At 59.1% G+C, this 18,439-nt stretch carries 16 protein-coding genes and 1 tRNA gene; 13 read left to right on the forward strand and 4 right to left on the reverse strand.

The window, feature by feature from the left end; genetic code table 11:
• Window positions 1–25 precede the first annotated feature (25 nt).
• The 3 genes from QO002_RS11960 to nagA are packed head-to-tail and all read left to right on the forward strand — an operon-like array spanning window position 26 to window position 3,414.
• On the forward strand, window positions 26–1,165 hold the full coding sequence (locus QO002_RS11960) for a GNAT family N-acetyltransferase (RefSeq protein ID WP_307229896.1): 1,140 nt from the start codon (window positions 26–28) through the stop codon (window positions 1,163–1,165).
• A 51-nt stretch (window positions 1,166–1,216) separates the two neighbouring features.
• Entirely contained in the window at window positions 1,217–2,245 is a 1,029-nt protein-coding gene (locus tag QO002_RS11965; protein WP_307229898.1) for an SIS domain-containing protein, read from the forward strand.
• Window positions 2,242–3,414: an N-acetylglucosamine-6-phosphate deacetylase gene (gene nagA, locus QO002_RS11970; RefSeq protein ID WP_307229900.1), complete on the forward strand. Its 1,173-nt coding sequence runs from the start codon at window positions 2,242–2,244 to the stop codon at window positions 3,412–3,414. The genes QO002_RS11965 and nagA overlap by 4 nt, the downstream gene beginning before the upstream one ends.
• A 426-nt stretch (window positions 3,415–3,840) precedes the next feature.
• Here nagA and QO002_RS11975 read toward each other — a convergent pair whose 3' ends face one another.
• Together QO002_RS11975 and QO002_RS11980 are read right to left on the reverse strand one after the other, a co-directional pair.
• Window positions 3,841–5,220 (reverse strand): transposase, encoded by a 1,380-nt coding sequence (locus tag QO002_RS11975; protein ID WP_307228781.1) that lies wholly within the window; start codon window positions 5,218–5,220, stop codon window positions 3,841–3,843.
• Window positions 5,221–5,373: 153 nt separating this feature from the next.
• Window positions 5,374–6,183, reverse strand: coding sequence for a hypothetical protein (locus QO002_RS11980; protein ID WP_307229902.1), 810 nt, complete (start codon window positions 6,181–6,183; stop codon window positions 5,374–5,376).
• Window positions 6,184–6,420: 237 nt separating this feature from the next.
• Between QO002_RS11980 and QO002_RS11985 the strand changes: the two genes are divergently transcribed.
• On the forward strand, window positions 6,421–6,606 hold the full coding sequence (locus QO002_RS11985; protein WP_307229904.1) for a hypothetical protein: 186 nt from the start codon (window positions 6,421–6,423) through the stop codon (window positions 6,604–6,606).
• A gap of 381 nt (window positions 6,607–6,987) precedes the next feature.
• Here the strand turns inward: QO002_RS11985 and QO002_RS11990 are convergent.
• A tRNA-Lys gene (locus QO002_RS11990) sits at window positions 6,988–7,063 on the reverse strand.
• Window positions 7,064–7,337: 274 nt separating this feature from the next.
• On the opposite strand from QO002_RS11990, the gene QO002_RS11995 reads away from it, so the two are divergent.
• Window positions 7,338–8,087, forward strand: a complete 750-nt coding sequence (locus QO002_RS11995) for a cytochrome c biogenesis CcdA family protein (protein WP_307229906.1) — start codon at window positions 7,338–7,340, stop codon at window positions 8,085–8,087.
• 28 nt (window positions 8,088–8,115) lie between these two features.
• Window positions 8,116–9,102 carry an AEC family transporter gene (locus QO002_RS12000; protein WP_307229908.1) on the forward strand — a complete coding sequence of 329 codons (987 nt, stop codon included), beginning with the start codon at window positions 8,116–8,118 and terminating at the stop codon, window positions 9,100–9,102.
• Here QO002_RS12000 and QO002_RS12005 read toward each other — a convergent pair.
• On the reverse strand, window positions 9,070–10,281 hold the full coding sequence (locus QO002_RS12005) for a UbiH/UbiF family hydroxylase (RefSeq protein ID WP_307229910.1): 1,212 nt from the start codon (window positions 10,279–10,281) through the stop codon (window positions 9,070–9,072). The genes QO002_RS12000 and QO002_RS12005 overlap by 33 nt on opposite strands.
• 264 nt (window positions 10,282–10,545) lie before the next feature.
• Here QO002_RS12005 and pcsA point away from each other — a divergent pair, with 264 nt between their 5' ends.
• The 7 genes from pcsA to ytfQ all read left to right on the forward strand — a co-directional run bounded on the left by pcsA (window position 10,546) and on the right by ytfQ (window position 18,221).
• Window positions 10,546–11,271 (forward strand): phosphatidylcholine synthase, encoded by a 726-nt coding sequence (gene pcsA, locus QO002_RS12010; protein WP_307229912.1) that lies wholly within the window; start codon window positions 10,546–10,548, stop codon window positions 11,269–11,271.
• 11 nt (window positions 11,272–11,282) lie between these two features.
• Window positions 11,283–12,260 (forward strand): quinone oxidoreductase family protein, encoded by a 978-nt coding sequence (locus QO002_RS12015; RefSeq protein WP_307229914.1) that lies wholly within the window; start codon window positions 11,283–11,285, stop codon window positions 12,258–12,260.
• A 47-nt stretch (window positions 12,261–12,307) separates the two neighbouring features.
• The gene (locus QO002_RS12020; RefSeq protein WP_307229916.1) at window positions 12,308–13,882 is read left to right on the forward strand and encodes an ABC transporter ATP-binding protein; all 1,575 of its coding nucleotides are present in this window, start codon (window positions 12,308–12,310) and stop codon (window positions 13,880–13,882) included.
• Entirely contained in the window at window positions 13,872–14,969 is a 1,098-nt protein-coding gene (locus tag QO002_RS12025) for an ABC transporter permease (protein ID WP_307229919.1), read from the forward strand. Before QO002_RS12020 ends, QO002_RS12025 begins: the two co-directional genes overlap by 11 nt.
• Window positions 14,969–15,967 carry an ABC transporter permease gene (locus QO002_RS12030; protein ID WP_307229921.1) on the forward strand — a complete coding sequence of 333 codons (999 nt, stop codon included), beginning with the start codon at window positions 14,969–14,971 and terminating at the stop codon, window positions 15,965–15,967. The genes QO002_RS12025 and QO002_RS12030 overlap by 1 nt, the downstream gene beginning before the upstream one ends.
• A gap of 37 nt (window positions 15,968–16,004) precedes the next feature.
• On the forward strand, window positions 16,005–17,075 hold the full coding sequence (locus tag QO002_RS12035) for a BMP family ABC transporter substrate-binding protein (RefSeq protein WP_307229922.1): 1,071 nt from the start codon (window positions 16,005–16,007) through the stop codon (window positions 17,073–17,075).
• 183 nt (window positions 17,076–17,258) lie between these two features.
• Window positions 17,259–18,221, forward strand: coding sequence for a galactofuranose ABC transporter, galactofuranose-binding protein YtfQ (gene ytfQ, locus QO002_RS12040; RefSeq protein ID WP_307229925.1), 963 nt, complete (start codon window positions 17,259–17,261; stop codon window positions 18,219–18,221).
• The last annotated feature ends 218 nt before the right edge of the window (window positions 18,222–18,439 follow it).

Genomic DNA, 18,439 nt, shown 5'->3' on the forward strand with positions numbered 1-18,439 from the left:
CCCATAGGAAAAAGAGGACCCGGTTATGGTAGTTCGCAAAGCCGCGAAAGCGGACCTGTCATTGATTGTCGACGCCTATCGTCTCGCTTTCGCCTGGGACGAAGAGCGCAGCCGCCGCTACGTCGAAATGACGGGGCTCGATTGCTTCCGTGTCCTCGAAAAAAACGGACAGTCCGCGGCGGTTTGGGCAGTGGTTCCATGTGGCCATTGGTTCGGCGGCCGGGTTGTTCCGGCCGCCAACATCGCTCATGTCGCCATCCAGCCAGAGTTCCGTGGTGGAGGGCTCGCGGCGGAAATTCTGGACCTTTCCTGCGAAGATGCTCGGCGCGACGGAGCCATTCTTGCCAGCCTCTTCGCGTCGACGCGCCCAGTCTATCGGCGTGCCGGCTTCAATCTGGCTGGCCACGAAATGATCTACGAGGCCGACACTTCGGAGCTCTACAAAATCCGGCAAGAGCTTCGCTCGCGACGCGTGCCGCTCACTGGTGCGCGCGCCGCGTTGGAACCGATCTACCGCGCCGCCAGCAGCACCGAATGCGGCCTCCTCGATCGCCATGACGCCCATTGGAACGCGCATTTCGATGCGACGACGAGCGTGCCCTCGGTCTTTGTCTTCGGCGAGGATGAAGGGTACGCGGTACTCGACACGTCCAGTCCTGGAACGATCGGAGTCCGGGACTGGACGGCCATCAATGGCGCTGCCGCCCGCCAGATACTGAGGTTCATCGGGACATTCTCCACGGTGTTTGAAAAGACGCGTTGGCATGGAGCGCCGCAGGACGCGCTCGTATTCGCCATGCCCGACAAGGGCTGGAGGCTTGTCCATCAGGAAGAATTTCTGATCCGTGTTCTCGATCCGGGGTCGGCGCTGAGTGCGCGCGGTTATGCCTGTGCGGACGCCGACCTGACACTCGCAATCAAAGGCGATGACCGGGTCACGCAGCGGATTTCGATTAAGGGCGGTCGCGCGACTTGCGCGCCCGGGGCCAACGATAGCGAGTATGCCCTGACCGTCCAGTCGTCGCATTTCGCCAGTCTGTTCTCGGGCTTCCGATCCGCCAGCTTCCTGCGCCGAGCTGGCTATGCCGACGGCAACTCCGAGACAGTGGCGCTCGCCGACAAGGTATTTGCAGGTCCGCCGCCTTGGGTGGCCGAGCACTTCTGATCTTTCCGCTAAGACAAAGCCCAAATACCCACGAGACTGAGGACGATGAAGATGGCTGAAACTACGAAGATGCGGCGCGAAATCGAAGAGATTCCTGACGCCGTAGAGCGGCTTCTTGACACTTCGGCCGCACAGTTGACGGTCGCAGGCAGGGCGCTGGCCCGGAAGAATCCCGCATTCATAGCCACGATAGCGCGGGGTTCGTCTGATCACGCATCCTTGTTCCTGAAATACGCGATCGAGCTTGCCGCAGGGAAGGCTGTCGCGTCCCTTGGACCGTCACTCGCCTCCATCTACGCTCGCCCAATCGACCTTTCGCAGGCGGCGGCATTCGCTATATCCCAATCAGGAAGCAGCCCGGACATAGTCGAAATGTGCGCGTCGGCGAGACGCCAGGGCGCTCTGACCCTCGCACTTACCAACACACGACACTCCCCGATCTGGAGCGAGGCAGAGGTTCCGATCGACCTCAGCGCCGGTCCAGAACTCGCCGTTGCGGCCACGAAGACTTTCGTGAACTCTGTCGTGGCAGGTCTTGCCGTCCTGGCGGAATGGATCGACGATGGCGATCTGAAATCGGCGCTCAATATGCTGCCGGACCAGCTCCGCGCCGCGCTCGCCGTCGATTGGAGCGGCATGCTGCCGTCGCTTGAGAATGCGACGTCACTCTATGTCCTCGGACGTGGCCCAAGCTTCGCCATCGCTTCGGAAGTCGCGCTCAAGTTCAAGGAGACGGCGAATCTCCATGCGGAAGCCTATTCGACGGCAGAGGTCATGCACGGGCCACTCGCGCTCGTGTCGCGAGGGTTTCCCGTGCTTGTGTTGGCCGGCCGGGACGCCTCGGAATCGGCAGCCGTCCTGCTCGCCGATGATTTCGCCGACCGGGGCGCAGACGTCTTTGTGACGTCGGCGAAAACCATTTCGGCGCGGTCGCTGCCGGTTGTTGAGACCGGGCACACGCTCACGGACGCGCTCGCTCTAATCGTACCCTTCTATCTCATGGGCGAGCACCTGTCGCGCCGTCGCGGCCTGAACCCAGACCAGCCCGTGGCCCTCAAGAAAGTGACACAGACACGATGAGACCGACGATCGCGATTGCCGCTGCCCGAATTTTCGATGGCACCGAATGGCATGAAGAATCCTGCCTTCTTGTGGAGCGCGAGCGTGTCTGCGGAATCGTCAGGAAATCGGATATCCCGCACGGCGTCAGACGTGTCGACTATGACCAACAACAGATCGTTCCGGGCTTCATCGATCTTCAGGTCAATGGTGGCGGTGGCGTCCGTTTTGGCGAGGAAACGTCAGTGGAGGCGATCCGGGTGATCACGAGTGCCCATGCTCGCTTCGGCACCACCAAACTTCTGCCGACCCTGATCACGGACACACCCGAGATCACGGCCCTCGCACTTGAAGCGGGTCGGCAGGCTCGGACCGCCAAGGTGCCCGGTTTCCTTGGTCTCCATCTCGAAGGGCCGCATTTGTCCTTGGAGCGGAAGGGTGCTCACGATCCCTCCTTCATTCGCCCGATGATGGCAGGGGATTTGGCAGCGATCTGTGCGTATCGGATGAACGCCGGATTGGTGCTCACGACGATAGCTCCGGAGAATGTCACGACGGAGCAGGTTGCGGCGCTTGTCGCATCGGGGGTAGTGGTCAGCATCGGCCACAGCAACGCGACGGCACAAACGGCCAGGTTATACTTCGACGCTGGCGCGTCGATGGTCACCCACTTGTTTAACGCCATGAGCCCCTTGGGCAACCGAGAGCCTGGGATAGTAGGGGCTGCATTGGATGACGGCAGGGTTTTTTCCGGGTTGATCGCGGACGGCGTCCATGTCGACCCGTCGACGATGAAGATCGCGTTGCGATCAAAGGCCCCACCAGGTGATATTTTCCTCGTCACCGATGCCATGCAGACGATCGGCACAAAGCTTGCGGGATTCGAGTTGAACGGCCGGGCCATCCATCGCAGCGAGGGAACCCTAAAGCTGGCGGATGGCACTTTGGCCGGAGCCGACATCGACATGGCGTCGAGCGTCAGGTTCGTCCATCAAGTTCTCGGGTTGCCGCTTGAGCAGGCGCTGGCGATGGCATCCAGCGTTCCCGCGAAGGCCTTGGGCCTGGATGGACAATACGGACAGCTCAAACCGGGATTTGCGGCCGATTTCGCTGTTTTGAACGCGCAACTCGAATGCACCCAGACGTGGGTGGAGGGTCAGGAATTGATTCCGCTGGGATGCCCTCAATAGGCCCGCATCATCTTCCGTCCCCCTTCCAAGGACCCGTTGGCAACAGTCGGCAGCAGTCGACCGTAGCCACTTTCGACGAACAGGCGGCAGGGAGGGACTCAACGAATAGGTGTACTGCAATTTGGGCGTCAGTTCTGAGAGAGATTTGGTGAAGGGTCGGCAATAGGAAAAGGCCCCTGCCGCTGATCCTGACAAGAGCCCTATTGCCAGAGCGTTCGACTTCTACCGGCATCTGCAGCAAATCACAGCAATCAGACGCCGGTCAATGATTCTAGATTTTGTGAGGGGGGGAGGGGCCGCTATAAGGCCGATATCGTTGAAAAACTCGACGGATTATCCGCTCACACGCCCTTTTCGGTCTTTTGGGCGGTGCACTATGCTGCGATCTGCCTACGCCTTAGCGCAGGGTATCGGTCGATGCCGCCCTCAAGCGGCGATGGCACCGCATGGCGGCATCTGAGGCCTGAGTTTGGCCAGCCTCCTCAGGTTCTGTGCGGTTGCGGCAAGCAGGAATTCGTCTCTCGCACCACACGGCCCTCGAAGCCTTAAACGTGCCATCCGTAGTATGCGCTTGAGGTGAGCGAAGAGCATTTCGACCTTCTTTCGACGATGCCGTGACTGCTCATACTCCGGTGTCTTGGCAATCGCTCGGGCGACATCGCGTGCATCCTCATTGAGATCGCGCGGTACTTTGCGCATAGGCATGTTCGGGCAGCATCGAGGCTTCAGTTCACACTGATCACAGTCCTTCTTGCTGGCACGATAAAGCCGGGTTCCCTCGGCCGTGATCCCCGATCTGGGTGGGTCGTAAGTGCGGTGGAATTGTTTCAGCTCCTTTCCGGCAGGGCAAAGGTATTGCTCCTTCTCGGCTTCCCAGGTGAAGTCGGAACGCGAGAAGGTGCCATCCGTCCGCTTCGACTTGTCGAAGACCGGAATGTGCGGCGCGATCTCCTTCTCGTTGACCAACCAGGCGAGGTTGTCGGCAGAACCGTAGGCACTGTCGGCCGCGAGGTAATCGGGCCGCAAGCCGAAGCGGTTCTCGGTCCTGCCGAGCATTGTGCGGGATGCACCGACCTCCGCCTGGCGGATCGCCCGTGTCGCCTCCACATCCAGAATGACGCCGTGGTCTGTATCGATCAGATAGTTGGTCGCATAGGCGAAGAAGGCGTGGCCTTTGTGGGCACCGGTCCATTGGGCGGCCGGATCAGACGAGGAGATGAACTTCGGCGTGACCGGCGAGGCAGCGCCGAAAGCAGCATCATCGAGAACAGCCAGATATTCCTGTACCGAGCGTCCCGCATCTTCTTTGGCTTCCCATTCCGATCCTGGTACCGAGCGCTGCTTGTTTGCATCCGCCGCGATCAAGCTGGCATCGACTGCAAATCCTTCCGTACCAACCAACCCTTGAGAGAGGCAGCGCTCCACTACCGTTTCGAACATATGCCGCAGGATGTCGCTTTGCCGGAACCGGCCATGGCGGTTCTTCGAGAAGCTTGAGTGATCAGGGACCTTGCCGTCCAGACCGAGGCGGCAGAACCAGCGATAGGCGAGATTGAGGTGGACCTCTTCGCAAAGCCGTCGCTCCGAGCGAATGCCCATGGAATAGCCGATGATCAGCATTCGCATCATAAGCTCGGGATCAATCGAGGGGCGACCCGTGGCGCTGTAGAAAGGCTTCAAGTGCGCTCGTACGCTGTCGAGTTCGAGATGGCGGTCGATCCCGCGCAGCATGTGGTCGGCAGGAACGTGATCATCAAGGCAGAAGTCGTAGAAGAGCTGCGCTGGAGCTGTCTGGCATCCCATCATCACTCAATCCCCCGCAAATCAATGCGACGATTGAATCATGACATCCCAATGCCGACAACGGTTAGTTTTTCAACAGTATCAGGCCCATAGCAGTCGTTCGGGAGGCGACCGTTTCTGGCGGTGGCTCACTGAACGGCGCACTTGTGGCTGCGCTCAGCGGTCAAACGGCCTAGCTGGAACAAATTCATGCGGGTTTCCCTTTGTCCGCGAGGTGATGAAACGGTCGATCCAGAGCGCCAATATTGTTGTGCCCAAGTTGGCAAGCACAGCGAGAACAAGTGCGACGGTAAGTCCGTATGGAATGAGCGTTAGTCCGATGACAAGGAAGGCACTTACAAAGCCGATCCACGAGAGAACGGTGCCACGCAACATGGCGATGGCAACCTCGCGCCCAGATTGGTGATGTGTGAATGTCATGATCACAGTAGTGACCACCGGATATGTTCCGACGATGCCGCTGAACGTCGGGCCAAGTCTCTCTGCGGCCGTTGTAATTGCCAACGTTAGACCGGCGGCGGTGATCATGCGAAACCATATATCCCACCACCGCGACACCGGTTTGGTCGCTCCTGGCTGAGGTCTCTTGATCAACCATGCGACCAACAAAAGCGCTGCGTAGGCAGCAAGGGCGGCCCCAATCATTCTGTTTAGCGCTAAGCTGTTGACCGCTCCGGAAACCACGAAGTAGGCGGCGGCAGAAGCCATGAGGGAAACGACCCCTCCTGCGCGTCGAGACACGGCCGCGTACACCAGCGCGAAGCCCGCAAGCCCAACCAGACCGAATAGGATGCCGACGCACGCTCTTGCGCCAAAGTCCAAACCCTGATCGAGAGCAAGGAAGAGAAAAATCGGGCCGGTAGTTAAGGGTAAGCCGACAACAATTCCGCCAATCTTGGGACCCCAACGCCGAGCCACGAGCGTAGCAAGGGCGACGAGCAACGGGGCCAGGATCAGCTTGAGCAACAGGAGCATTCCGACCACTTCTCGTTGGCTTTCACGGGCAGAAATGAACTAATTCGTCCAGAGTGGATCAGTCCCGATTTTCGCTGGCCGGCCCTGAATATTCGTGATGGGTCGATAGGCCGTGGCCCACGATGTCGGTGGCCATGATTGCAGCCAACCGCCGCTCCACCCCAACAATTGGCAGAAGATACGTTCCTGCTATGTCCGACACGTGAGTGCTGAATATTCGCAGCTTCCATGGCGACAAGCAACTTGAGCACATCGTCGCCGCTGCGCGGCATGACTGGCGACATGGAGGCCTTGGCACTCTACGCTGGCCAGGTTTGCGGCCAGGTGAAGCGTGTTCGGCCGGCTGGCGATGTCGTGCGAGAGATGATGGACGAAGCCAGATCAGTACTCGTCCGGCTGAAGCTGCTGAAATAGATGTGCCGAAGCACTGACTGTTGATGTCAGGTGTCCACGAATGTAGTGCACGCCGTCTGACTCACGCGGCCCAACGCCGCCATTCATAGTTAGGACTTTGTTGAGCCCATCTTCCGACATTCGTTGAACTAAGTCTTGATCAGATCGCGGCGCGACGATTATCGCTTGACGACCGGGTTTGCCGTTCTTCATTGTTCACTCGGTGTAAGAAGGGCGAGCCGTAAGGCTGCGAGGCCTCGCGGCTCCGCTCGGTTGGTCTTCAATTCTTGTGGAGATGTCAGCATTTTTTCGTGCTGACCCTATGCTGACCCTAGACGCATCCGACCCTCGGAGGGTCAGGTATTCTCATAATGCTAACTTATTGAAAAATATGAAGGTATATGGTGAGCGCGCAGGGGTTCGAACCCTGGACCTACTGATTAAAAGTCAGTTGCTCTACCGGCTGAGCTACGCGCTCCCGTGCCCGGCCTATACTGCCCGGCGGAAGTGGGCGGACATATGCACAGTGGGCTCGTTTTGGTCAACCCAAAAAACGGGCTGGGACGGGAAATTCCGGTAATCCGCAACGGATCGCCAAAAGGTGATTGGTTTTGCCGGGCTCATGCGGATAAGTGAGCGGCAACAATGCGTGGTCGCGCGGAACGAACCGCCGTCGGCGCATTCATTGTGTCGTGGGAGTGCAGGGGCGATGATGTCCTTCGCGACGACCAAAGCCTGCCGGAGTTTGATTGGTGTCGATTGCCGATATTTCCCTATGGACCGCAGTGCTGGCCGGTGCCCTGTCGTTTCTGTCTCCATGCGTCCTGCCATTGGTTCCGCCCTACCTCTGCTATATGGCAGGTGTCTCCGTTGATCAGTTCCGCGGCGGGGAAAGCGGCGTTGCGGTCGCTTCCACGCGGCGTGCGGTGTTCGGCGCGGCGTTTCTGTTCACGCTCGGCTTTGCCACCGTGTTTGTTGCCCTTGGAGCCGGTGCCTCAACGATCGGCCTTTTGCTGCGCCAGCACATGGATCTGCTCTCCAAGGTCGGCGGCGTCATCATTATCATCATGGGGCTTCATTTCCTGGGGGCGTTCCGCATCGGTCTTCTTGCCCGCGAGGCTCGTTTCCAGGGCGGTGGCAAGCCGGCGACGCTTTCCGGCGCCTATATCATGGGGCTTGCCTTCGCTTTCGGCTGGACGCCCTGCATCGGTCCGGTGCTCGGTGCTATTCTCGGTGTTGCTGCGGCCCGTGAGACCGTCGGCGACGGTGCTATGCTGCTTGCGGTCTACTCCCTGGGATTGGCGATACCGTTCTGGATTGCGGCGGCATTTTCCGGCGCCTTCATGGGCTTTCTGTCGCGCTTTCGCCGGCATCTCGGCCTTGTCGAGAAGATTATGGGCATTCTCCTCGTGTTGACCGGTCTTGCCTTCCTCTTCGGCCTTGTCAGCTCGGTCGCGATCTGGTTTCAGGAAACCTTCCCCATTCTGATGCAGATCGGCTGACCGCCGTTCTGGCGGAGCAGCTTTTGCCATGGCCGAAATTTCCGGACTCGTTCTGCCCTTTTTCGGCCTGATCTTCCTTGGCTACCTGACTGCGAAACTGGCAAGGAGGCATGCCGCAAACAGCCAGTCTGCCGGTGGCGACGGCATGGCATGGCTGAATATCTTCATCATTTACCTCGCCTTGCCGGCCTTGTTCTTCAAGCTTCTTTCAAGAACGCCGATCCAGGAACTGGCCCGTTTCGATTTCGCCATCACCTCGATGGCGACCACCTACACGATCTTCGCCCTGATTTTTGCCGCCGGGCTTTGGCTGCGTAAAAACGGGATCGCCGAATCAACGATCCAGGCGCTTGCCGCCGCCTATGGCAATATCGGCTATATGGGGCCGGGCCTTGCGCTCATCGCCTTCGGGGAGAAGGCGGCAGTGCCGGTGGCATTGATCTTCTGTTTCGAAAATGCGCTGCACTTCATGATGGCGCCGGCGCTGATGGCGATTGCGGGTGACGAACGCGGAAGCCCGGGGAAGCTGGCTCTGGCGGTCGCCCGCAAGATCCTCCTGCATCCCTTCATCCTTTCGACACTGGTGGGCGTGCTCGCGGCCGCCGTTTCTTTTCAGCCGCCGGTCCCGGTCCAGCGGCTGATCGATTATCTCGCCCAGGCGGCGGCACCGTGCGCGCTGTTTGCCATGGGGGTGACGCTCGCCTTGCGGCCGCTGAAGCGCATTCCCGTGGAGATCGGTTATATCGTTCCGGCAAAGCTGCTGCTTCACCCGGCACTGATGTACCTCACGCTTGGCCTTGTCGGCAATTTCGACCCGGTCTGGGTGCAGACCGCCGTGCTTCTGGCATCCCTGCCGACGGCAACAAATGTCTTTGTCATCGCCCAGCAATACGGCGTCTGGCAGGAGAGGGCATCGGCCACGATCCTGATCACGACCGTGCTTTCGGTCGCAACCGTGACGCTTCTGCTCTATCTCATTGCCTCAGGCACGCTGCCGGCTGATCCATTCCCGTAAGCTTTGGCCAAAGGCGCGGAGAGCCGATCCCGGATGCAGGCCTTCGCGCATCACCAGATTGCGCAGCGGTCCCGCACTCGCCAGGACTTGCAACCCCGCAGCGCGCAGGAGCTGCGTCGGCAGGAAATCGGAGAGCAGTGAACGATTGAGGAGATCGACGCTTGCTGTGCGGGTCAGGATATCGGCGCGACGCTTGCGATTATAGCGGTTGCCAAAATCGGCTGGGATTGATTTTCCGCTATTCTCTCCAAGAAGCGATACCAGCGTCATGGCGTCGCGCAGGCTCAGATTGAGGCCTTGCGCGCCGATTGGCGGAAAAGCATGGGCTGCTTCACCGAGCAGCACGACGCGGTTCTTCCCGAACGCATGGGCGGTCATGCCCGATAGCGGAAAGGATTGCACGCCGGGTTCGACGGAAACCTTGCCCAGCATGGACTGCATCTGGTCTTCCACTGTACGCGACAGGGCGTCGGAAGCCAGTGCGAGTGTCGCTTCGGCATCGGCCGGTTTGCGCACCCAGACAAGACTTGAGCGCTGGCCGGGCAGGGGAACCTGCGTGAACGGCCCGTCGGGTGTGTGAAACTCCGTCGAGATATTCTGGTGCGGCAAGCTGTGGGAGAAATTCAGCACGATGGCAGTCTGCGGGTAGGACCATGTACGAACGTCCACCCCCGCCGCCTCCCGCACTTTCGACCGGCGACCATCGGCGCCGACGACGAGATCGGCTGATATCACAGTGCCGTCACCGAGTGTGAGAATAGCCTTTTCGTTATCGAGCATCAGTGCATCGAGCGTCGTTTCCAATCTGCGCAAACCTGATTGCTGGCGTATCTGTCGGTCCAGCAAATCCAGGAAGGCCGTGTTCGGAATATTATAGCCAAAGGCGGTCAGCCCGATTTCGCTCGCGTGAAAGGTAACGACCGGCGCGCGCAACAATCTTTCCGTTCCATCGACGATTCGCATCGTCGCAAGGGAAGCCGTCTGCGACACAAGCTCATCCCAAAGTCCGAGATCGCGGATGAAGCGGATGGAGTGCTCCATCAACGCCGTTGTGCGGCCATCGGCATGCGTTGCCTTCGGGGCGATGAGGGCGACGCGACGGCCGGAATCGGCGAGTGCAAGCGCCGCCAGCGAACCAGCCAGGCCTGCACCCACCACTGCGATGTCGACATGCTCCATGGTCAGGTCTCCTTCAATGCTGTCGTTTCGAACTTTCTAGCGGGCGAATGAGACGAAATAAATGGGTGTGAGTGACGCAGTGCCGGTCTGCGCGTCCACAGCCGATTGCGTAGCTTTGGCAAATCCTTGTTGATTTTCGCTGGCAGCCCGTCTCAAAGGGTGCATATTACGCCCATACCGCCGATGAAGGCGGAGATGCAGGTCGCGTTCTGTCGTGTCTTGCACGTTTCGGGAGAAGCGCGGAAGGACAGGTAGCGGCCGGCTATGAAGTTTTTTAATTACAAGCGCGTGCCTTATGCGGAAATCCGGGCATTCTCCGTTCATATTCTGACCGCATCCGGATCTTTTCTGGCGTTTCTCGGCGTCGTCGCTGCGGCAGAGCATCGGTTTGTGGACATGTTCTGGTGGCTCGGGCTGGCGCTCGCCGTCGATGGCATTGATGGGCCGATCGCCCGCAAGGTGCGTGTGAAGGAAGTGCTGCCGAACTGGTCGGGCGACACGCTCGATAACGTCATCGACTACGTGACCTACGTCCTGTTGCCAGCTTTTGCGCTTTATCAGAGCGGCATGATCGGCGAGCCGTGGTCTTTTGTTGCGGCCGGCGCAATCGTTGTATCGAGCGCCATCTACTATGCCGACATGGGCATGAAGACGGATGAATATTTCTTCTCCGGCTTCCCCGTTGTCTGGAATATGGTGGTCTTCACCCTGTTTGTCATAGAAGCCAGCGAAACGGCTGCATCGGTCGTGGTTTTCGTCTCTGTGATCCTGACGTTCCTGCCCATCAATTTCTTGCATCCGGTGCGCGTCCAGCGTTTGCGACCGCTTAATCTTGCAGTCTTTGCCATATGGTCGGTGCTTGGCGGCTACGCCTTGCTTCTTCATTTCAACACCCCGAGCTGGGTGGTCGCCGGCGTCGTCGGTTCCGGCATCTATCTTTACGTTATCGGATTTGTTCTGCAGCTTGTTCCAAGCATCGGACGGAAATGAGGAGAAATAACATGGCCCAGGCCATCGTCGTTCGCGCCCTTGGAGGGCCTGAAGTCCTGAATCTGGAAGGCGTGACGTTGACCGAGCCAGGCCCGGGCGAAGTTCAAATCCGTCAGGTCGCAATCGGTGTTAACTTCATCGACGTCTATTTTCGCACCGGTCTGTACAAATCGGCCACCGGCCTGCCGTTCATTCCTGGCAAGGAAGGCGCCGGCATCATCACGGCCATAGGCGACGGCGTGAATGGTTTTGCTGTCGGTGATCGCGTTGCCTATGCGTCTTCGGATGGCGCCTATAGCAGCGAGCGCAACGTCGAAGCCTCGCAGATCGTCAAAGTGCCGGACGAAATCCCCTTGGAAACGGCGGCCGCGATGATGCTCAAGGGCATGACGGCGCAGTATTTGTTGAACCAGACTTTCAAGGTTGGGCCGGAAACGACATTGCTGTTTCACGCCGCAGCCGGCGGCGTTGGTCTCATTGCCGGCCAGTGGGCCAAGGCGCTCGGCGCAACCGTCATCGGCACCGCCGGTTCGCAGGACAAGATCGATCTGGCGCTCGCCCATGGCTACGATCATGTCATCAACTACCGCACGGAAGATTTTGCCAGTCGCGTCAAACAGATCACCGGCGGCAAAGGTGTAGATGTGGTCTATGATTCTGTCGGCAAGGATACCTATCCGGCCTCGCTCGACTGCATCAAGCCGCGCGGCCTCTGGGTAAGCTTCGGCAATTCCTCCGGCCCGGTCGAAGGCGTCAATATCGGCATCCTTGCCCAGAAGGGGTCGCTGTTTGCCACGCGCCCGACGCTCTTCAGCTACGTCGCGACACGTCCGGCACTGGAGGCATGTGCAAATTCTCTCTTTGATATTGTGCGCAGCAACAAAGTGCGTATCAATATCAACCAGACCTATCCGCTGGCCGATGCAGGCCAGGCGCATACGGATCTGGAAGCAAGAAAAACGAGTGGAACGACTTTGCTGTTACCCTGATAAGCCGGAGAGGCGCGGGGGCGGCAAAAAGCAGGAAAGAGGGGCGCGTGGCGGTCCAGGAAGAAACCGTCGACGGATCGTTGCTGGCCGTCGATAAGCTGACGAAGTTGTTTGGCAATTTTGCAGCCTGCGATCATATCGATCTCGCCATAAGGCCCGGCGAAATCCATGCTTTGCTCGGGGAAAACGGCGCCGGAAAATCGACGCTGGTGAAGATGCTGTTCGGCGTGCTTGCACCGACGAGCGGCCGCATCCTCTGGCAGGGTGAGCCTGTTCGCATCGCCAGCCCCAATGCCGCAAGAAAACTCGGCATCGGCATGGTTTTCCAGCATTTTTCACTGTTCGAAGCTTTGACGGTTGCGGAAAACATCGCACTGTCCATGGACCCTGGCATTTCGCTTGCAAAAATCTCCGAGGAAGCTGCTGCGCTCTCGCGCAGCTACGGTCTGCCGCTCGATCCCAAGGCGCATGTTGCCGATCTTTCTGTCGGCGAACGCCAGCGGATCGAGATCGTTCGCGCGCTGTTGCAAAATCCACAGCTGATCATCCTCGATGAACCGACATCCGTCCTGACGCCGCAGGAAGCCGATCGCCTGTTTGAGACGCTTGCAAAGCTGAAATCGGAGGGGCGCTCGGTCCTGTACATCAGTCACCGTCTCGAGGAAGTGCAGCGCATCTGCGATCGAGCCACCGTGCTGCGTCACGGCAAGGTGACCGGCGCCTGCGATCCGCGCCAGGAGACGCCGGCATCGCTGGCACGCATGATGGTTGGCAGCGACGTGGCGCATGTCTCGACCGAAGGAACCGGTTTGAAGGGCGAGGTGCTGCTGGAGGCCCGCAATCTCGCAGCTGCCGCGCGAACCCCATTTGCTGTGTCGCTAAAGGACGTCTGTCTGAAGGTTCGCGGCGGTGAGGTTCTCGCTATCGCGGGTGTCGCCGGCAACGGCCAGAGCGAGCTTTTCGATGCGCTTTCCGGCGAATATCCGGTTGCAAATGGCGATGCCGTTCATATCCGCAGCAAACCGGCCGGCACGCTCGGTATCAACGCCCGGCGCCTGATGGGCGGCGGTTTCGTGCCCGAAGAGCGTCACGGTCATGCAGCAGTGTCGGCACTGCCCTTGTCGGACAATCTGGTGCTTGCCCGTAGCGCTTCAGACCGCAAGACCTTCATTGGCGGCGGTAAGCTCGGCATCATTCGGCAGGATGCCGTCAAACGTGCCACCAAGCGCATCTGCGAGGTCATGGATGTTCGCAAGAGCGGCGAGGATCCGGCCGCGGGCTCGCTTTCGGGTGGCAATCTCCAAAAATTCATCGTCGGTCGCGAGCTCGATCGCCAGCCGGCCGTTCTTGTCGTCAACCAGCCGACCTGGGGTGTGGATGCGGGTGCGGCAAGCCGCATTCGTCAGGCGCTCGTCGATCTCGCCAAATCGGGCTCCGCCGTGTTGGTGATCAGCCAGGATCTCGACGAGATCTTCGAGGTGGCGACGGAGATCGCCGTGATCAACGATGGCCGGTTGTCGGATGCCTATCCGGCCGGTGAGTTGTCACGTGAGAAAATCGGATTGCTGATGGGTGGCATGCACGTCAACAAACAGACGGCGGAGAGCCTTGATGCGCATTGAGCTTGAAAAACGACCGAAGGTTTCGGCGCTCTTCTCCATCCTGTCTCCGTTCATCGCACTGGTCCTGACGCTCATTGCCGGCGCGCTCATGTTTGCGCTGCTCGGCAAGAGCCCGGTAACGGCACTCTACAGCTTCTTCGTCGAACCACTGATGGAGGTCTGGTCGCTGCATGAACTGGCGATCAAGGCCGGGCCGCTCATCCTGATCGCTGTCGGTCTGTCGGTCTGTTATCGCTCCAACAACTGGAATATCGGTGCCGAAGGCCAGTTCATCATGGGTGCGATTGCGGGCTCGATCATTCCCGTAGTGTTCTACCAGTGGCAGTCGCCACTCGTCCTGCCGTTGATGCTGCTGCTTGGTATGGTAGGTGGTGCTCTGTTTGCCGGTATCCCGGCGTTTCTCAAAGCTCACATGAATACCAATGAGATCCTGACCAGTCTGATGCTGGTCTATGTAGCGCAGCTCTTCCTCGATTGGCTGGTTCGGGGACCTTGGCGCAACCCGAACGGCATGAATTTTCCGGAAACGCGCACGTTTTCAGCCGATGCCATTCTCCCGGAAATGATCGCCTCGGGGCGCGCCCATTGGGGTTTTGCCTTTGCCATTATCGCGGCCGTGCTCATCTGGCTGATGATGCGGTTCACGCTGAAGGGGTTCGAAATCTCGGTGCTCGGGCAATCGGAGCGGGCAGGGCGGTTCGCCGGTTTCTCCTCCCGCAAGATGATCTGGTTTTCCATGCTGCTTTCCGGCGCTATGGCCGGACTTGCAGGCATCTCCGAGGTTAGCGGTGCAATCCAGCAGCTGCGCCCGGTGATTTCGCCCGGTTATGGCTTCACCGCCATCATCGTCGCGTTTCTCGGCAGGCTCAATCCCCTTGGCGTTGTCGCGTCAGGCCTCGTGCTCGCGCTTACCTATCTCGGCGGGGAGGCGGCGCAATTGTCACTCGGTGTTTCCGACAAGGTGACGCGGGTATTCCAGGGCCTCCTTCTCTTCTTCGTGCTCTCCTGCGATACGCTGATCCATTACAAGATCCGCATGGTCTGGGCGGATATCAACCGAACGGCCAATGACGGAGGAGCGCACTGATGGGCATCGTAGAAGCCATCCTGCTTACCGTCATCACGGCAGCAACCCCGTTGGTCATAGCGGCCCTTGGTGAACTGATCACCGAACGGTCCGGCGTCCTCAATCTCGGCGTCGAGGGCATGATGATCATGGGCGCGGCCTGCGCCTTCGTTGCGACGCAGCTTACCGGCTCGCCCTATATCGGCATCCTCGCCGGCATCGCGTCCGGCGCGCTGTTCTCGCTGCTCTTTGGCTTCCTGACCTTGACGTTGGTCGCCAATCAGGTCGCCACGGGTCTGGCGCTGACAATCCTGGGACTGGGCGTTTCCGGCATGATCGGCGAACCCTATGTCGGGCAGTCCGGCACCAAACTCCCGCAGATCGTTTTCCCGCTGCTGGCAGATATCGCTTATCTCGGGCCGCTGCTGTTCAAGCAGGACCTGATCTTTTATCTGTCGATCGCGCTGGTGGTCGGGGTCAACTGGTTTCTGTTCAAGAGCCGGGCCGGCCTCATGTTGCGCTCGGTCGGCGACAGCCATTCGTCAGCCCATGCGCTTGGCATCAACGTCATCCGCACGCGCTATCTGGCCGTCATGTTCGGTGGCGCCTGCGCCGGATTGGCAGGTGCGCAGCTATCGCTCGTCTACACGCCGCAATGGGTGGAAAACATGTCGGCCGGCCGGGGCTGGATCGCTCTGGCGCTGGTGGTGTTTGCTTCCTGGCGGCCTTGGCGCGTCGTGGTGGGCGGTTATCTGTTCGGAGCGGTGACGATTGCCCAATTGCATCTCCAGGCCTTTGATCTGGAAGCATTTTTGCATTCTATTCTATCTCTTTCTTCCGATTCGATGTCTCAGACACTTCTGAACATTGTGGTGGGCGCTCTGAAAACGCCGCAGTTCCTTTCCGCTCTTCCCTATCTTGCGACAATTGCTGTACTAATCGTCATCTCGCACAACCGTCGTACGACGCTGATCAACACGCCGGCGTCTCTCGGCAAATCCTTCGTGCCGGATCGATAAAACAACAAAATTTCAAAACCAAACCACAGGGGTCAATATGAAAAAACTTCTTTTCGCGCTTGCAACGACTGCGGCCGTTCTCGGCTTCACAGCTGCCGCCAGCGCCCAGGACAAGGCCAAGATCTGCTTCATCTATGTTGGCTCCAAGACCGACGGCGGCTGGACGCAGGCTCATGACCTCGGACGCCAGGAGCTGGAAAAGGCTCTCGGCGACAAGATCGAGACCCAGTTCCTCGAAAACGTTCCCGAAGGCCCGGATGCGGAACGTGCGCTCGAGCGTCTTGCCCGTTCCGGCTGCGGTCTGATCTTCGCGACCTCCTTCGGCTTCATGGATGCAACGGTCAAGATCGCCGAAAAATTCCCGGACGTGAAATTCGAACATGCCACCGGCTACAAGACAGCGCCTAACCTCGCGACCTACAACAGCCGATTCTACGAAGGCCGCTACATTCAGGGCCAGATTGCTGCGAAGATTTCGCAGAAGGGCGTCGCCGGCTACATCGCGTCCTTCCCGATCCCGGAAGTCGTCATGGGCATCAACTCGTTCCTGATCGGCGCGCGCTCGGTCAATCCGGACTTCAAGATCAAGGTTGTATGGGCCAACACCTGGTTCGACCCAGGCAAGGAAGCGGATGCTGCCAAGGCGCTGATCGACCAGGGCGTCGATGTAATCACCCAGCACACCGACACGACCGCCCCGATGCAGGTTGCCGCCGAGCGTGGCATCAAGGCTTTCGGTCAGGCTTCCGATATGATCAAGGCTGGCCCGGAAACCCAGCTGACGGCGATCGTCGATACCTGGGGCGCTTACTACATCAAGCGCACGCAGGCCTTCATCGACGGCAAGTGGGAAACCACCTCAAGCTGGGACGGTCTGAAGGACGGCATCCTGACCATGGCGCCCTACACCAACATGCCGGATGACGTGAAGGCGATGGCGACCGAAACCGAAGCCAAGATCAAGTCTGGAGAACTGAAGCCCTTTACCGGCCCGCTGAAGAAGCAGGACGGCAGCGAGTGGCTGGCAGCCGGCGCGTCATCGGATGACGGCACGCTGCTTGGCATGAACTTCTATGTCGAAGGCGTGGATGACAAGCTGCCGCAATAAGGCCTGAAGGCTTTTCTGAAACACGAAAGGGGCGGCTCTCAGAGTCGCCCCTTCCTGCGTTTTCACGGGCTTTAAAAGCATTGAGAAAATATGCTTCTCGGTCACAAATAGCCGTTTACATAAATCATATAGTATGATTTTTTACACCTGCTGCTGAGGAGCAGCGTTCTTTGGGAGGAAATCATGAAATTGAAAAACGCACTCGCGAGTGCCACGATTCTTGCTGCCTGCATGTTCGGTTCGGCGCATGCTGCCGATCTGACCATCGGCTTTTCGCAGATCGGTTCCGAATCCGGCTGGCGTGCGGCGGAAACCACGCTGACCAAGCAGCAGGCCGAAAAGCGCGGCATCGACCTGAAGTTTGCTGACGCACAGCAGAAGCAGGAAAACCAGATCAAGGCGCTTCGCTCGTTCATCGCCCAGGGCGTGGACGCAATCCTGGTCGCCCCGGTCGTTGCAACGGGCTGGGATGAAGTCCTGACCGAAGCCAAGGACGCTGACATTCCGGTCATTCTTCTCGACCGCACCGTCGATTCGTCGAAGGACCTCTACCTGACCGCGGTCACGTCCGACCTCGTCCATGAAGGCAATGTTGCCGGTAAATGGCTGGTTGACAATGTTGCGGGCAAGCCTTGCAACGTTGTCGAGCTTCAGGGCACCACCGGTTCTTCTCCGGCTATCGACCGCAAGAAAGGCTTCGAAGAAGCTCTTGCCGGCCATGATAACCTGAAAATCATCCGCAGCCAGACCGGCGACTTTACCCGCACCAAGGGCAAGGAAGTCATGGAAAGCTTCCTGAAGGCGGAAGATGGCGGCAAGAACATCTGTGCGCTCTACGCCCACAATGACGACATGGCCGTTGGCGCTATCCAGGCGATCAAGGAAGCCGGCCTGAAGCCGGGCAAGGACATCCTCGTCGTTTCGATCGATGCTGTTCCGGACATCTTCCAGGCAATGGCGGCTGGTGAAGCGAACGCGACTGTCGAACTGACCCCAAACATGGCCGGCCCGGCGCTCGACGCGCTCGATGCCTACCTGAAGGACAAGAAGGAGCCACCGAAGTGGATCCAGACGGAATCGAAGCTCTACACGCAGGCTGACGATCCGCAGAAGGTCTACGAAGCCAAGAAGGGTCTCGGTTACTGACCATCGGCAAACGAGCGCCGCGCGAATGCGGCGCTTTGCTGATACTGGAGATGAAGCCGTTTCTGCTTTTCCAATATCTGCAAGCGCCTCAGAATCCGGCAGTTTGCTGCCGGATTTCCTAAATGGTAAGTAATCATTAACCCAGTGCCTGTTGCCCAGGACTGCTTCGGCGGTCTTGGCGTCTTGTGCTACGCCGTGCATGCGCGGTACTGCCTCCG

Source organism: Pararhizobium capsulatum DSM 1112, assembly GCF_030814475.1.
Lineage (GTDB): Bacteria > Pseudomonadota > Alphaproteobacteria > Rhizobiales > Rhizobiaceae > Pararhizobium > Pararhizobium capsulatum.

Excerpts from the sequence above, each read along its gene's own strand:
- QO002_RS11960 (WP_307229896.1), top strand. The coding sequence starts at position 26 with ATGGTAGTTCGCAAAGCCGCGAAAGCGGACCTGTCATTGATTGTCGAC.
- QO002_RS11965 (WP_307229898.1), top strand. The coding sequence starts at position 1,217 with ATGGCTGAAACTACGAAGATGCGGCGCGAAATCGAAGAGATTCCTGAC.
- nagA (WP_307229900.1), top strand. The coding sequence starts at position 2,242 with ATGAGACCGACGATCGCGATTGCCGCTGCCCGAATTTTCGATGGCACC.
- QO002_RS11975 (WP_307228781.1), bottom strand. The coding sequence starts at position 5,220 with ATGATGGGATGCCAGACAGCTCCAGCGCAGCTCTTCTACGACTTCTGC.
- QO002_RS11985 (WP_307229904.1), top strand. The coding sequence starts at position 6,421 with ATGGCGACAAGCAACTTGAGCACATCGTCGCCGCTGCGCGGCATGACT.
- QO002_RS12000 (WP_307229908.1), top strand. The coding sequence starts at position 8,116 with ATGGCCGAAATTTCCGGACTCGTTCTGCCCTTTTTCGGCCTGATCTTC.
- QO002_RS12005 (WP_307229910.1), bottom strand. The coding sequence starts at position 10,281 with ATGGAGCATGTCGACATCGCAGTGGTGGGTGCAGGCCTGGCTGGTTCG.
- pcsA (WP_307229912.1), top strand. The coding sequence starts at position 10,546 with ATGAAGTTTTTTAATTACAAGCGCGTGCCTTATGCGGAAATCCGGGCA.
- QO002_RS12015 (WP_307229914.1), top strand. The coding sequence starts at position 11,283 with ATGGCCCAGGCCATCGTCGTTCGCGCCCTTGGAGGGCCTGAAGTCCTG.
- QO002_RS12025 (WP_307229919.1), top strand. The coding sequence starts at position 13,872 with ATGCGCATTGAGCTTGAAAAACGACCGAAGGTTTCGGCGCTCTTCTCC.
- QO002_RS12030 (WP_307229921.1), top strand. The coding sequence starts at position 14,969 with ATGGGCATCGTAGAAGCCATCCTGCTTACCGTCATCACGGCAGCAACC.
- QO002_RS12035 (WP_307229922.1), top strand. The coding sequence starts at position 16,005 with ATGAAAAAACTTCTTTTCGCGCTTGCAACGACTGCGGCCGTTCTCGGC.
- ytfQ (WP_307229925.1), top strand. The coding sequence starts at position 17,259 with ATGAAATTGAAAAACGCACTCGCGAGTGCCACGATTCTTGCTGCCTGC.